This window comes from Streptosporangium sp. NPDC006013, from assembly GCF_040614275.1.
GTDB lineage: Bacteria > Actinomycetota > Actinomycetes > Streptosporangiales > Streptosporangiaceae > Streptosporangium.
Genome location: NZ_JBEXUE010000263.1, coordinates 1 through 14227, shown reverse-complemented (window position 1 = coordinate 14227; position 14227 = coordinate 1). Strand labels below are relative to the sequence as shown.

At 71.2% G+C, this 14227-nt stretch carries 12 protein-coding genes; 5 read left to right on the top strand and 7 right to left on the bottom strand.

The window, feature by feature from the left end:
- Positions 1-74 precede the first annotated feature (74 nt).
- From ABZ260_RS31885 to ABZ260_RS31875, 3 genes are read left to right on the top strand one after another with little or no spacing between them, the layout of a single operon-like run.
- On the top strand, positions 75-833 hold the full coding sequence (locus tag ABZ260_RS31885) for a biotin/lipoyl-containing protein (protein ID WP_355625223.1): 759 nt from the start codon (positions 75-77) through the stop codon (positions 831-833).
- 37 nt (positions 834-870) lie between these two features.
- Positions 871-1818 carry a hydroxymethylglutaryl-CoA lyase gene (locus ABZ260_RS31880; protein ID WP_355625221.1) on the top strand — a complete coding sequence of 316 codons (948 nt, stop codon included), beginning with the start codon at positions 871-873 and terminating at the stop codon, positions 1816-1818.
- Positions 1815-2978: an acyl-CoA dehydrogenase family protein gene (locus tag ABZ260_RS31875; protein WP_350916796.1), complete on the top strand. Its 1164-nt coding sequence runs from the start codon at positions 1815-1817 to the stop codon at positions 2976-2978. Before ABZ260_RS31880 ends, ABZ260_RS31875 begins: the two co-directional genes overlap by 4 nt.
- A gap of 74 nt (positions 2979-3052) precedes the next feature.
- Here the strand turns inward: ABZ260_RS31875 and ABZ260_RS31870 are convergent, their stop codons facing one another.
- The 7 genes from ABZ260_RS31870 to mppP form a co-directional block, all read right to left on the bottom strand.
- Positions 3053-4957, bottom strand: coding sequence for an alpha/beta hydrolase (locus ABZ260_RS31870; RefSeq protein WP_355625219.1), 1905 nt, complete (start codon positions 4955-4957; stop codon positions 3053-3055).
- A 125-nt stretch (positions 4958-5082) separates the two neighbouring features.
- A complete protein-coding gene (locus ABZ260_RS31865; protein WP_355625217.1) occupies positions 5083-5748 on the bottom strand; it encodes a response regulator transcription factor in 666 nt (221 codons plus the stop codon).
- A gap of 45 nt (positions 5749-5793) precedes the next feature.
- On the bottom strand, positions 5794-7071 hold the full coding sequence (locus ABZ260_RS31860) for a histidine kinase (RefSeq protein WP_355625215.1): 1278 nt from the start codon (positions 7069-7071) through the stop codon (positions 5794-5796).
- Positions 7072-7357: 286 nt separating this feature from the next.
- Positions 7358-7807: a helix-turn-helix domain-containing protein gene (locus ABZ260_RS31855; RefSeq protein ID WP_355625213.1), complete on the bottom strand. Its 450-nt coding sequence runs from the start codon at positions 7805-7807 to the stop codon at positions 7358-7360.
- Between the two features lie 190 nt (positions 7808-7997).
- On the bottom strand, positions 7998-8828 hold the full coding sequence (gene mppR, locus ABZ260_RS31850; protein ID WP_355625211.1) for an enduracididine biosynthesis enzyme MppR: 831 nt from the start codon (positions 8826-8828) through the stop codon (positions 7998-8000).
- A gap of 3 nt (positions 8829-8831) precedes the next feature.
- Complete coding sequence (locus ABZ260_RS31845; protein WP_355625209.1) at positions 8832-10058, bottom strand: aminotransferase class I/II-fold pyridoxal phosphate-dependent enzyme; 1227 nt, start codon at positions 10056-10058, stop codon at positions 8832-8834.
- Positions 10055-11203 (bottom strand): enduracididine biosynthesis enzyme MppP, encoded by a 1149-nt coding sequence (gene mppP / locus ABZ260_RS31840; RefSeq protein WP_355625207.1) that lies wholly within the window; start codon positions 11201-11203, stop codon positions 10055-10057. Before mppP ends, ABZ260_RS31845 begins: the two co-directional genes overlap by 4 nt.
- A gap of 397 nt (positions 11204-11600) precedes the next feature.
- Between mppP and ABZ260_RS31835 the strand changes: the two genes are divergently transcribed.
- Entirely contained in the window at positions 11601-13124 is a 1524-nt protein-coding gene (locus ABZ260_RS31835; protein ID WP_355625205.1) for a glycosyltransferase family 39 protein, read from the top strand.
- A 211-nt stretch (positions 13125-13335) separates the two neighbouring features.
- Positions 13336-14211 (top strand): DUF6545 domain-containing protein, encoded by an 876-nt coding sequence (locus ABZ260_RS31830; protein ID WP_355625203.1) that lies wholly within the window; start codon positions 13336-13338, stop codon positions 14209-14211.
- Positions 14212-14227: the final 16 nt, after the last annotated feature.

The window sequence follows — 14227 nt, the reverse complement described above, 5'->3', positions numbered from 1 at the left end:
CGTTAATGCCAATACCTTGCAACTACAAGCCCATGGCCTAAAGTGGAGCCAAATCCGCGCTTCGGAGGCTTGTCGTGCACGTACCCGATGCCCTGATCGGCCATCCCGCGGTGGTCGCGGGAGACCTCGACACCGGCCTCGTCGAGCGCCACCTCGATGAGCTGGTCTCCCGTGCGGGTGTCCCCGACGACGTGCTGACCGCCGCGGCCCTGGTCCTGCACCGCGAGCACGTCCCCGCGGGGTCCGCCGACCCGTGGGACGTCCCCGACGGCTGGCGGCTGGGCGAGGCGGCGTGGACCGTCTACCGGCTGGAGAGCCGCGACGGGGTCCACGAGCTCAGGGTGCGCGGCCTGCCCGCCTCCGGCGCCGAGGTCCTGCTCTCCGGCGGCCTCTCCGGCGACGGCGCGGGTGCCGGCGCCGAGACGGTACCGGCGCTGCTGGCCGACGAGGGCGACGACCTGCTCGTCACCCTTGGTGAGACCGCGAGACGCTACGCCGTCGCCAGGGACGGCGACACGGTGTGGCTCGGCCGCGACGGCGACGCCTGGGCGTTCACCCACCGCCACCTGGGCGACCCAGGCGACCGGGCGGGCGCGGGCGGTCCGGGGGACGGTCTGGTCCGCAGCCCGATGCCGGGCACCGTTCTGGTGGTGAAGGTGGCCGCCGGTGACCGGGTCACCGAGGGGCAGCCGCTGCTCATCGTGGAGGCGATGAAGATGGAGCACACCGTGACCGCGCCGATCGACGGGGTCGTCGCCGAGCTGCGGGTCCGGACGGGCCAGGCGGTCGGCATGGACGCCGTGCTGGCCGTGGTCGGCGGACAGGAGCGGTGATGCGCGCCGTACCGGAACGTCAGGGAGACGAGGGAGCATGATGCGCGAGCCGCAGAGGATCGGGGCGGAGGGACTGCCCGAGCGGGTCACGATCTACGAGGTCGGGCCGCGCGACGGGCTGCAGAACGAGGCGGCGGTGGTTCCCGTCCGGGTCAAGGCCGAGTTCATCGCCCGGCTGGCCGCCGCGGGACACCAGGTGATCGAGGCCACCAGCTTCGTGCACCCCAAGTGGGTGCCCCAGCTCGCCGACGCCTCGGAGTTGCTGGCGGTCATGGAGCGGGTCCCCGGTGTGCGCTACCCGGTGCTCGTGCCCAACGAGCGCGGCCTGGACCGCGCGCTCGAACACGGCGTCCAGGAGATCGCGATCTTCGCGAGCGCCACCGAGACGTTCGCGGGCCGGAACCTCAACCGGACGCTGGAGTCGCAGTTCGACATGTTCGAGCCGGTGGTCGCACGGGCGCTGGCGCACGGCCTGAAGGTCAGGGCGTACGTGTCGATGTGCTTCGGTGACCCTTGGGAGGGCCCGACGCCGATCGCCCAGGTCGTCTCCGTCGGGCGCAGGCTGCTCGACCTGGGCTGCTTCGAGCTGTCGCTCGGCGACACCATCGGCGTCGGCACCGCCGGCCACGTCGCCGCGCTGATCGAGGCCTTCGGCGACCCCTCCCGGCTCGCGGTCCACTTCCACGACACCTACGGCCAGGCCCTGGCCAACACGCTCACCGCGCTGCGGGAGGGCGTGAGGGTGGTCGACGCCTCCACCGGAGGCATCGGCGGCTGCCCGTACGCCGAGAGCGCCACCGGCAACCTCGCCACCGAGGACCTGGTCTGGATGCTGCACGGTCTCGGCGTCGAGACCGGCCTTGATCTTCCGTCGCTGGTGGAGACCAGCACCTGGCTGGCCGGAAGGCTCGGCCGCCCCAGCCCGTCGCGGGTCGTCCAGGCCCTGGCCGGGAGCCCGTCCCGCACCCCCGTGGAGAAGGAGTGACCATGCCCAAGCTGACCGGCGAGTACGAGGAGCTGCGCAAGACCGTCGAGGCGTTCGCCCGCGACGTGGTGGCCCCGGTGATCGGTGACCTCTACGAGCGCGAGGAGTTCCCCTACGACATCGTGCGGCAGATGGGCGCGATGGGCCTGTTCGGGCTGCCGATCTCCGAGGAGTACGGCGGCATGGGCGGCGACTACTTCGCGCTCTGCCTGGCCCTGGAGGAACTGGCCAGGGTCGACTCCAGCGTGTCGATCACCGTCGAGGCCGCGGTGTCGCTGGGCGCCATGCCGATCTACCGGTTCGGCACGGCCGAGCAGCGCGCCGAGTGGCTGCCCCGGCTGACGTCGGGCGAGATGCTGGGCGCCTTCGGTCTCACCGAGCCGGGCGGCGGCTCCGACGTGCCGGGCGGCATGCGCACCACGGCGGTGCTGGACGGCGACGAGTGGGTGATCAACGGCACGAAGGCGTTCATCACCAACTCCGGCACCGACATCACCGGCGTCATCGGTGTGGCCGCGATCACCGGCGAGCGGGCCGACGGCAAGAAGGAGATCTCCACGATCCTGGTGCCGGCGGGCACCCCGGGCCTCACCGTCGCCAAGAAGTACTCCAAGGTGGGCTGGAACTGCTCCGACACCCGCGGGCTCTCCTTCGACGACTGCAGGGTCCCGGCGCGGAACCTGCTCGGTGAGCGTGGGCGCGGCTACGCGCAGTTCCTGCAGACCCTCGACGAGGGCCGCATCGCCATCGCCGCGCTCTCCACCGGGCTGGCCCAGGGCTGCGTGGACGAGTCGCTGCGCTACGTCCGCGAGCGCCGGGCGTTCGGCCACCCCATCGGCCACTACCAGGCCATCCAGTTCAAGATCGCCGATATGGAGGTGCGCACCCACACCGCCCGCCTGGCCTACTACCACGCCGCGGAGAAGATGCTCGCGGGGGAGCCGTTCAAGAAGGAGGCGGCCATCGCCAAGCTCGTCGCCGGCGACGCCGCCATGGACAACGCCCGCGACGCCACCCAGATCTTCGGCGGCTACGGGTTCATGAACGAATATCCGGTCGGCCGCTTCTACCGCGACGCCAAGATCCTGGAGATCGGCGAGGGCACCAGCGAGGTCCAGCGCATGCTGATCGCCCGCGAGCTGGGGCTCGGCGACCTCTGAGCCATCGAGAGGGCGGCGGTCCCGGCCGGGTGAGCAGGCACAGGGCCGCCGCCTGGGGCGGTGAGTTCGGGGCGTCAGTGTGCGGGGATCGTCGCGATGAAGCCGTGCCCCGCGAAGGTTCCGGAGACGGTGGTGTCATCCTTGGGGCGGAAGGCCTTCCACGAGAGCCTCACCGGGTGGGACCCGCCGTCGCCGTCGATGACGGTCAGCCGGGCCGTGGCGTCATCGCCCAGGCGGATCTCGCCGTTCACCGTGAGGTCGCCGACGAAGCGGACGTCTCGCAGCCGGACGGTGGCCGCCTTGTCGTCGAACGTCAGCAGGCCGCCGCGCAGGCCCGCCTCCGTGGCCGGCTGCCAGTACGGGGACCTGAGGGGGTTGCGCCTGGCCGTCGCGTCGGCGACGGTGGCGAAGGCGGCCGCGAGGACCTGCCGCTCTCCGGCGGCCAGGCGGGTGCCGCGTGCCGGAGGCACCTGCGCCACGGTCTCGGGGAAGGAACCGAGGGCGCGGTAGTTCGCCTCGTCGCAGCGGGGCTTGTCGTCGAAGGCGCCCGGGCCGGTGAGGAAGGCGCGCATCGCATCGCGGACGCACCCGTTCACCTGGGGGCCCGTGGTGAGGTTGTGGGAGGCGAAGCGAACCCGGGAAAAGGTGGAACCGGGGAAGCGCCGGGTCACCGCGGCCGCCTCCGCCGGGGTGGTCGAGTCGAAGTCCCCGCCCAGGGCCAGGACCGGCACCCGAGGGTGTTCCGCGCCCGGCGGTACGGGCGGGCTGTCGCGAGGAGTCGGCCAGCCGACGCAGATGTCCTGCATGCCGAGGACCGGTCTTCCCGGGAGGGATCCGCCCAGGTCCGTGACGGTGAAAGGCCTGAAGGGGCGCTTCTCGTCGTAGTAGCGGTCCAGCCGGCGCCGCCGCTCGTCCGCCGGAGCGGCGCGCTCGAAGGGGAAGGCGGCGTCACCGCACATGTAGGAGAGCAGGCCCGCCAGTTCCGCCCCGCGCGGCGGCGCGGCCGGGGCCGCGTCGATCACTCGCACCAGCCGGCGCAGCGGGAGCGGATCGCCGTCCAGATAGGCGGCGACGGCCGCGCTCTCCTCGCGGCCGACCAACGGCAGATAGAGGTTGTTCGTCAGGTGCGCGAGCGACGAAAGCCGCAGTTCCGGATCGGGGTGGGTGCGCAGGTGCCGTACCAGCTTGGCGAGGGCGTCGGCGGGATCGCCCGGCAACCGCCGACAGGCGCGAGAGGGGGCACAGGCCACGTCGAGCAGGTCGGCGCGGGTCCGGATCGGCCCGGTCAGGTAACCGTCCTGACCGGTGGCCACAATGCTGTCGAGCAGCACCCCGGAGACGCTGCCCGGGTGCCGGGTGGCGTACGCCTGGGCGAACAAGGTGCCGTACGAGATGCCGTAGAACATCACTTTCGGTACGCCCAGGGCATCGCGTACGGCGTTCATGTCGGTGACGGCCTGGTCGGTGGTGAAGAACCGGCCGCGAGGACCCAGCTGGGTGGCACAGGCGGTGACGGTCTCCTGGTGTTCCAGGTCGAGCCCCGGACAGAGCACGGGGCTGGACTTCCCCAGACCGCGCGGCTCGACCACCAGCAGGTTGTGCCGGTCGAGCACCGGTCCCAGTGCCTCGGTCAGGGACGGCACCGCGGGGAGCGCCGGCGACGGCCCGCCCGGATTGGCCAGTACGGTCCCGGCCGCCGGGCGGGAGGCGTCCTTTCTGGGTAGCCAGGCGAACGCCACCGTGATCCGCTCCGAAGCGGGGTCGTTCCAGTCGAGCGGTACCCGTATCTCCCCGTCGCAGCGGGTCTTCGCCGAAGCGCACGGATGCCGGAACCCGCCCGCGTTCGGGCGGGGCGTGTCGTGGTCGCGGGCGGTGGCGTTCGGAGCGGTGAGGACCGAGGCGAGAAGCGTCCCGCAGGTGCCCGCCGTGACGAGCGCCGCCGTGGCCCGGCGCGTGATGGATCGCTGGTCTGCGTTCATGCCTTCCAGGCTTGCCCACGATCGGGACCGGCTCCTCGTAGCCGGGAATGGTTTCCCCCTGGGAGCCGAGCCCCGGCCGCCTCCCCGTATGGGAGCACGGTCCCATGGAACCGGAAGGGGAAAGATCAGCCGGCGGTGCCCGGGGTGACGAAACCCGCCTCGTAGGCGACGACCACCGCTTGGGCCCGGTCGCGGACGCCGAGTTTGGCGAACAGGCTGGTCACGTGGTTCTTCACGGTGGAAACCGCCACGTCCAGCGTCCCGGCGATCTCCAGGTTCGACTGCCCCCGTGCGATGAGGAGCAGCACCTCACGCTCCCGGTCGGTCAGCCCGGCAAGCTCCGGCGGCATCGTCGCGGGCCGGGGCCGTACGGCCCGGACGAACGTGCCGATCAGCCGGGTCAGCAGCCGCGGCGCGACGACCGAGTCGCCGCGGTGCACCACCCGCACGCCCTCCAGTAACTCCTCGGGCGAGACGTCCTTGGGCAGGAAACCCGAGGCCCCGGCCCGCAGCGCCTCGATGACGTACTCGTCCAGGTCGAAGGTGCTCAGCGCGAGCACGCGCACGCCGGGCAGCTCGGCGGTGATCCGCCCGGTGGCGGTGACGCCGTCGGCCTCCGGCATGTGCAGGTCCATCAGCACCACGTCGGGGAGCAGGTCGCGGGCGAGGATGAGCGCCTCGTCACCGTCGCCCGCCTCACCCACCACGGAGAGGTCGTCCTGGGCGTTCAGGATCATCCGGAAGCCGAAGCGCACCACCGCGTGGTCGTCGACGACCAGTATCTTGATCACTTCTTCCCCTCCCGCCCGATCGGACCATGCTCGGCCGGTTGGCTCTCAGCTTGTTCCCAGAACCGGGAGGGGCAGCCGGGCATGGACCCGGAAGCCCCCGTCCCGCAGGTGCCCCGTCTCCAGCCACCCACCGCAGAGTGCCACACGCTCGGCCATTCCGCCCAGCCCGAAACCGCCCCCGAAGTGGCCTTCGTGCCTCCGGCCGCCAGAGGGCGTACCGGGCCCGTCGTCGACCACCTCCACCTCGACCGCAGCGGGTTCGTAAGCGATGCTGACCCTCACCGGGGCGTTTCCGGCGTGCTTGCGCGCGTTGGTCAACGACTCCTGGACGATCCGGTAGACCGCGTGGTCGACCGCGGCGGGCAGCCGGCCGGGCTCGCCGGTCACCTCCAGGAGCGCGGGCTGTCCCGCCTCGCGAGCCCGGCCGACCAGCGCGGGCAGGGCGGCGGCCCCGCGGGCGGGCGAGCCCGTCCCGGTACGGGTGGGGGAGTCGCCCGCCACGGGGGTGATCTCCGGGCCGGCCGGCTCGTTCACCCGGTCGGCGCGCAGCACGTGCAGCAACTGCCGCATCTCCGCCATGGCCTCCCGCCCGGCGAGCTCGGCGTTGAGCAGGGCGGCCTCGGCCCCGGCGGGATCGCGGGCCATGGTCGTGCGTGCCGCTCCCACGAGGACCTGCATCGTGCTGATGTTGTGGGCGACCACATCGTGCAGTTCCCGGGAGATGTGACGGCGCTCCGCCCGCACGATCTCCTCGGCGAGCTCGGCCTGCCTCCTGAGGGCGGTCTCCCGGCGCAGCCGCACCAGCCTGCCCACCCCGACGAGCAGCAGCGGGACGAGCAGTCCCACAGAGCCGGAATCCTGGCGTTCGGCTCCGGTGGCGAGCTGGACGGCCATCGCCACCGCCGGGTAGAACAATCCCACCGCCACGGCCGCCGCCCAGGCGCGCCGGGCCTCGCCGTGCCTGCCCACCGTGTACAGGGCCAGCATCGCCTGCAGACCGTACCCCTGCCAGCCCGTCGACACGACGATCACGCAGTCGCAGGCCACGGTGACGGCCACCACGGTGATCGGCCGGCTCCGCCGCCACAGCAGAGCCGCAGACGAAACGGTGAAGAAGGTGAACGCCAGGACCGGGAATCCCTGAGCGGAGAGCCTGCCCTGAAGGATGGCCAGGGCGACGTACACCGCCCAGACGCCCAGTGCGATGAGCACGTCGGCGACGCGCGAGCGGTCCGCCGGCGACCACCTACCTCCGGCCGCTCCGAACCACGCTCGCGCCCCCGTGAACGTGGCACGCATCTTGCCGGGCCCGGAGCCCCTCACCGCTGGGTTCGTCCGCGATGCCGCCCGGCTCGCAGGCAGGTGGCCGGGCCCGAGGGGGGAGCGGATCCGGTAGCAGGCCGATCGGGGGTGGTGTGCGGGTCGGGGGATTTCTCAGATGTTCGGGCCATGGAAGCCACGGTTCCAGAGCGAAGGCTCCGAGACCATGGCTTCGGGACGGTCCCGGCCGAGCCGTCACCGATCCTGCTCGGCGCGCCGGTAGCGCAGCGGCACGGTCCGGGAGTCGACGAGCCGCAGATCGGTCAGGCCGGTGAGCCGCGGCGGGTGCTCATGGCTTCCCCGTGGTGTCGGGCAGTCCTTCCAGCTCGCGTACCCGCTCGATCATCTCGGTGATGGCGTTCAGACTCTTGGGGGAGAGACCGGCCGCGCGCAGCGCGAGCTGCCGGACGTGCGTGTCCCGGATGGCGGTCAGCAGCGCGAGTTCGGCGTCGATCCGCTCGGCTGCCGTTTCGTCGAAGAAGTAGGCCGGAGGGACACCGAAGAATCCCGCCAGGGCTTCAAGATGCCGTTTGGTCGGGTTGTCGCGGATGCCTTTTCGCAGCTGCCAGATGTAGGTGGCCGATATGGTCGGGCCGCCGGCCGTGCGAAGCGCCTCGGCGACCTCCTCGAAGCTGTACTCGCCGCCGTCACGCGGGTGGACCGTGTGGAAGAGATGGTCCAGCTTCGCCGCGAGGGTCCGCCGTGTGTCCGGCGAGCCGGCCGGCGAGGTGTCTGGCATGTGTCCTTCCCGCGCGGACCGGCCTGGGCAGGCCCGGGTCGCAGGTCGAAGGATACCAGGGCGTCAACTGGGATGGGTGGCAGTGTGTATATGGGCCAACGACAGTTTGTTGTTCTTGTGGATCGGTTGCTGCGAGGTCCGCCGGGCGGAACATTAGATGAAATATCCTGATGTTTTCCCGGGGGTGCCGTCACCTGTCGTCATCCGTCAGCGGCCGGCCGTGATGCAGCGTCTCCGCGTAGGAGAACACGTACCCCCTGCCCACCTCGACGGGGGCCAGGCCGGCCAGGTCGGCGTCCGGCACGTCGAGGAGGCGCAGGTCGGCCGATCCCGCCCAGATGTCGGAGAACTCGATGTCGGTGACCTCCGAGACGACGAGCCGGTTCAGCGGCGCCTCCGACGGCACCCAGGAGGGGAACAGCCGGGTGTGCACCAGCGGGACCGTGTGCAGAAGCGGCGGCCGGTCGATCCGGCCGTCCAGCGTGACGGTCGCCTCGGCGGTACGCCGTCCGTCCACGGACAGGACCCCGCCGAACCGTTCCCCACCGGCCAGCCGGGGACCCGCGCGGCCGACCGCCACCGGCCGGATCTGGTGGACGGTGCCGAACTGCTTGGGCATGCCCTGGATCCAGCCGCGCATCAGCGGGACCGGGCTGTCCACCCAGGCGTACGGGCATCGCGCGAGATGCCGCCCCCGGTACCGGCAGGAGATCAGGATCAGGAACTCGGCGAACCGGCATCGCGCCGGGTCGGCCAGTTCGGCCCCGGACTCCGAGCACCACTGCCATTCGGCGAAGATCGCGGCGGCCTCGCCGGGGTCGGGCCCCGGCTCCAGCTCGGGCGGCAGGAACCGCGCGGCCGCGGCCGGGTCCACGCGGTAGTCGACCATGATGACGTCGCCGGAGAAGTGCCAGGGCGGCGGGGTGACCATCGCCGAGCCCCCGGAGGGGGAGAGCGGCAGGGTGTAGCCGTGCGGACCCGCCATCGGAGTGGAGGGGGTGGTCGTCTCGATCGATCGCATGCGTCAGGTCCGATCCGTGTGCGCCGGTAACGCGTTCCAGGCCGTGGCCAGCCGCCGGGCGGCGAAGGCCAGCCGCGAGGGGGAGTTGAAGCTGTAGGCCAGCCGGATGGCCGGCCGCGCCGTGCCGCCGAAGCGGGAGCCCGCGGCCACCTCGACCCCGGCACCGCTCGCCGCGCCGAGCAGGTCGGGCTCGCGCTGCCGGTGGCGGGCGCGGAGCCAGACGAAGAAACCGCCGTCCGGCCGGTCGAGTTCGAAACCGTCGTCCAGGTTGGCCAGCAGGGTGTCGACGAGCGTGTCACGCCTCTCCCGCAACCTGGCTCGCAGCCAGTCCAGGTGACGGTCGTAGTCGCCGGCGCGCACCAGGGCGGCCACCGCGAGCGCGGCGGTGTGGTTCAGGCAGCCGCCGCTGCGGAACAGCCCGTGACCGGCGAGCCGGTCGACGGTCTCGGGCCCGGCGAGCAGCCAGCCCAGGCGCAGCCCGGGGGCGAGCGTCTTGGAGAAGGTGCGCAGCCGGATCACCCCGTGGTAGCTCGCGAGCCCCGCCATGGAGGGGGGAGCGGGGGCCTCGCCGAGATGCAGTTCGGCGTAGGCGTCGTCCTCCACGACCGGGGTCCCGTGGCGGGACGCGACGGACAGCAACTCACGTCGCCGCGCGACGGGGACGACCCGGCCGGTGGGGTTGTGGAAGGTGGGGTTCAGGTAGACGAACGCGGCCCGTTCCTCGGCCAGGGCCTCGCGCAACGCGTCCGGGTCCATGCCCCCGGAGTCCGAGCGCACCTCGCGCAGCCGCATCCCGCAGTCGGTGAGGATCAGGCGTCCCAGGTCGTAGCAGGTCTCCTCGACGAGGACCACATCCCCCGGATCCGCCAGGGTGGTGGCGAGCAGCTGAAGAGCCTGCGAGATGCCCGCGGTGACCAGCACGTTTCCGGGCCCGCAGGCGATGCCGTCCGCCTGGGCGGTCCGTTCCGCCAGCGCGGCGCGGAGGTCGAGCGCGCCCCGGTCGTCGCCGTAGCCGAGCGCGGCCGAGCCGTACTCCTCCAGTGCCCGCGCGTAGGCGGCTCCCAGCAGGTCGACCGGGAGCAGGCCGGGTTCGAGGTAGCCCGGCCCCAGGTCGAACACGCCGGGAGGGGGGAGCGACTGCACGACCCCCGCCCGCCAGGAGCGCGCGTGCGACAGGGGTCCCGCGGCCTCCGCCGGAACCGTCGCGGCCTCGCCCGCGTCGGTTCTCATCGTGAGAGCAGTACGGAGCGCAGCGCCCGGGTCGCCTCCCTGAGGGGAGCGGCGGACCTGGCCAGGGCGATCCTGAGGGTACTGTTCCCCTCGGGCGGGTTCGCCCAGTGGAACTTCTGGCAGGGCAGCACGTACACGTTGTGGTCCCGCAGGCTGGACCACACGTCCAGGGCCGACCGCGCGCCGACGTTCACCCGTTCCACGCTGGCCCTGCTGTGCGGGTCGGGGAAGTGGATCCCCGGCACCCCGGCCAGCCCTTCCCGCACCAGGGCGCGGTTCTCCGCCACGAAGCGGTGCAGGTCGGCGAGGCCGCCGTCCGCGGCGTCCTCGGAGAACCGCTGGACCAGCGCGAGCACCATCGGGGACACGCCCAGCAGGATGTCGGAGTAGATCTTGGCCACCGGCAGGCCGAGGTTGGCCGCCGTCACCAGCCAGCCGACCTTGAGGTCGAGCGTCGGCCACAGCTTGCCGGTGTCCTCGATGACGACCCAGCGGCACCCGCTGTCCCGCAGCACCCGGTAGTGGTCGTAGTGGCCGGCGGGGTCGAACCCGCGGAACGAGGTGTCCAGCGCCAGGACCAGGTCGCGCTCCGCGCACTGCCCGGCGAGCCTGCGCAGGCCCTCCTCGGACAGCACCCGGCCGGTCGGGTTGTTCGGTGTGGTGACGAAGACGCAGCCCACCGAGCCCAGGACGTCGTCGAGGTCGTCCTCCCCCAGCCGTTCCTCGGCCACCGGCACCAGGTCCAGCCCGACACCGCGGAGGATGTCCGGGATGTTGTCGAAGGTGGGGTGGATCAGCGCGACCGAGCTCATCGCGCCGGCCAGGGAGCGGGCGAGGATCTCCATGGCCACGGAGGAGGAGTAGCAGGCCAGCACCCGGCCGTCGTCGCCCGGGTAGCTGTGCTGGCCGAGTAGCCCGAAGTACGCGCGGTGGGCTTCCCGCTCCACCTCCTCGACCGGGAGTTCGGCGGCCTTGAGGAACAGGTTCGGCAGGTCGTCGATGATCCGGGCCTGTCCCGCGGTGAGCCCTTGGCGGGCGTGCGCGTCGGCGATGTTCAGCGGGCTGTTCAGGGCCAGATACTCGAACTGGGTGAGATTGCCGACGTCCAGCTCTGAACTGGCGGGCACCGTTCGGGTTTCCTGCATTCCGTTCACCTCGCATGGGTGGTTCGGGAGTGTGGGGCAGCCGGGGACATCTGTTTTCCGGCATTCGAAAAATCCCTGTCGAATCCGGGGGTGACCGTTCGTGGACCGCCGGTCGACCGGCGCCGCGGAATGCGGTTATCGATCACACGAAACGACAGGGGTGTTGAGGGAAAAATAATGCATGAAAAGAATGTTCGCAAGCGCCTGGTTGCTCAATACGCGAGCTGCATATTTTCCCGAGGATTCAATGTCGTTGCCCGTCTGCGATGCCCCCGTCATGCTGTCACCAGCGGCTGTACTGTCGGCATGATGGTTCAATATGGAACGCCTATTTTGCGGATGAGAATGTCCGGCATGCCGTGGCGGGTCGTGGATCGAGAATGAGAGGTGCTCTTAAATGTCGACCGTGACGGCCATTCCAGAACCATCCGCGGAAAAAAACGGGGCGGCGATGCCGCCGGTGCGCCGGGGACCCCTCGCGGCTGTCTCCGGCGGAGCGGTCGCCGTGTTCCTGCTGCTTTCCGGAGGGCAGGGGTACTACGTCGACGAACTCTACTTCCGGGTGGCCGCGGGGCATCTCGACTGGGGATACGTGGACCAGCCGCCCCTGATCCCGCTGCTGGCCCGGGCGCAGATGGCGCTGTTCGGCGACAACCTGGTCGCGATCCGCGTCGTGCCGGCGCTGCTGGCCGGAGTCGCCGTGCTGGTCGCCGGGCTCATCGCCCGCGAACTCGGTGGCGGCGGCCGGGCGCAGCTGCTCGCGGCGTGCGCGACGGCCGGCTCGCTGGCGTCGTTCGCCGCCGGGCACGTGCTCCACCCCACCGCCGTGGACCACCTCGTCTGGGTGACCGCGTGCTGGCTGGTGATCCGTGTCATCCGTACCGGCGAGGAGCGGCTCTGGCCGGTCGCCGGCGCGGTGGTCGGGATCGGACTGCTCGCGAAGTACCTCGTGGTGCTGCTGGTGATCTGCCTCGCGGCGGGGCTGCTGGTCACGGGACCCAGACGGGTGCTGCGCAGCGGGTATCTGCCGGCCGGCGCCGGGGTCGCCGCGCTGGTCGCCGCGCCCGGCCTGGTCTGGCAGGCGCTGAACGGCTGGCCCCAGTTCGCGATGGCCGGGAGCCTGTCCGAGCCGTTCGGGGTCGGAAGCGTGATCAACTTCTTCGTGGGACAGATACTGATGATCGGCCCGTTCCTGACCCCGGTGTGGGTTGTGGGACTGCTGGCCCTGCTACGCCGGCCCGAGTGGCGCGCCTACCGCTCGCTCGCCGTGGCCTACCTGGTCATGGTGGTGGTCCTGCTCCTGGCCGGTGGCGCCCCCCGGTACACCGAGGGTCTGCTGACCGTGCTGCTGGTGGCGGGATGCGTCCGCGCCGCCGGTTGGGCGGCGACGATCCCGCGCCGGATCTGGGTCGGGCTGGCGGTGGCCGGGAACGCGCTGCTGGCGATGGTGATGGTGATGCCGGTGCTCCCCGCCGCCGTGTACGCCCGCGATCCCGTGCTGGCGGCGCTGGGCGAGGAGCAGTTCGGCCAGACGGGCTGGCAGGGCCTGGCGGGACAGGTGGCCGCGGTCTACCGGTCGCTGCCGGAGGCCGACCGGGCGCGGGCCGTCGTCTACGGCCACAACTACGGCGAGGCGGGTGCCGTCGCGCTGTACGGCCCCGGTTACGGACTGCCGCGGGAGTACAGCGGCAACAATTCCTATGCTGATTTCGGTCGTCCGGCGGACGATAAAACGGTTGTCATAGCCGTCGGTGTGGACCGTGCCTCGTTCTCCAGGCTGTTCGGGCGGTGCGAGCTCGGTAGCACGCTCGATTTCGAGTTTCCCCATTTCGAGCAGGGTAAGGAGATCCTGGTGTGCCGTGACCCCCGTGAACCGTGGTCGCGGATATGGCCTGAACTGCGCTGGCTGGGTACATTCTGAGACCACGACCCAATTTCCGGCCTGCTAGGCTCGGCCGGGATAGGACATGGAGAACTCACGGGGGTGGGTCAGTCGATGAAGACATTGGTCCGCGGGCTCGAAGAGTCCGCGGACGTCGCCGTTCTGGAATTCTGACCGTGGTTCTCCGGGGGCGGAAAGCATCCCTCGGGTGGTGTGGCCGGTCCGCTCTCGTCCTTTTTCAAGAATCACGATGACCCGTTCAGAGGCGAGTTTCAGGCGGCTGCGCCGCAGGTGTGACGAGATACTGAGCGAGCTCCCGCTGCCCATGCCGTTCGACGCCGGGAAGCTGTGCGACACGGTGGCGCGAAGGCGCAGCCGCACCATCCGGCTGGAGCCCATGAGGAGCCGGCGCGGCGTGATGGGGCTGTGGGTGGCCGTCGACGGTGCCGATCTGATCTTCTACGAGCAGGTGACCACGCCACCGCACCAGGAACACATCATTCTCCACGAGCTGAGCCATCTGCTGTGCGGGCACGATGTGACCGACCTGTCGGCCGCCGAGCAGGTACGGCTGCTCATGCCCAGCCTGGACTCCGGGATGGTGCACAGGGTTCTGAGCCGCGGCTCCTACTCGGGCGTCGAGGAACGGGAGGCGGAGCTGCTCGCCTCGCTCATCATGCAGCGATCCAGACGAATGCTCCCTCTGAGCGGCGACGTCTCCGCTGGAATCGGGCAGAAGCTGGTCCTCGCCGGCCTGGTCGCGGCCCTGGCGTACCACGTCAACAAGGCACTGCTGCCGGCCGTGGCCGCCTTCGGGGACGACCACGCCCGGCCGCTCGGTCACGCGCTGGACGCCGTGCTCGCCCTGGTCGCGTTCGTATGCGTCCCGCTGGGCGCCACCATGCCGGCGTGGGGGGCGTTCCTGCGGGTGCCCGCCCTGCTGGAGTGGTTCCATCGCTACCGCGTCTACACGGTGCTGCGCCCGCTCTGGGGAGATCTGTATCGGGCCAACCCGCAGATCGCCCTGCTTCGGCCGCCGCACCGGCTGGCCGGCCTGCTGCCACCGCGCGCCGTCGACAACAGCACGTCGGTCTCCCCCAGGGAGGGCAGTACCTGCTCGATGTAGCGCAGGAATGTCAGGT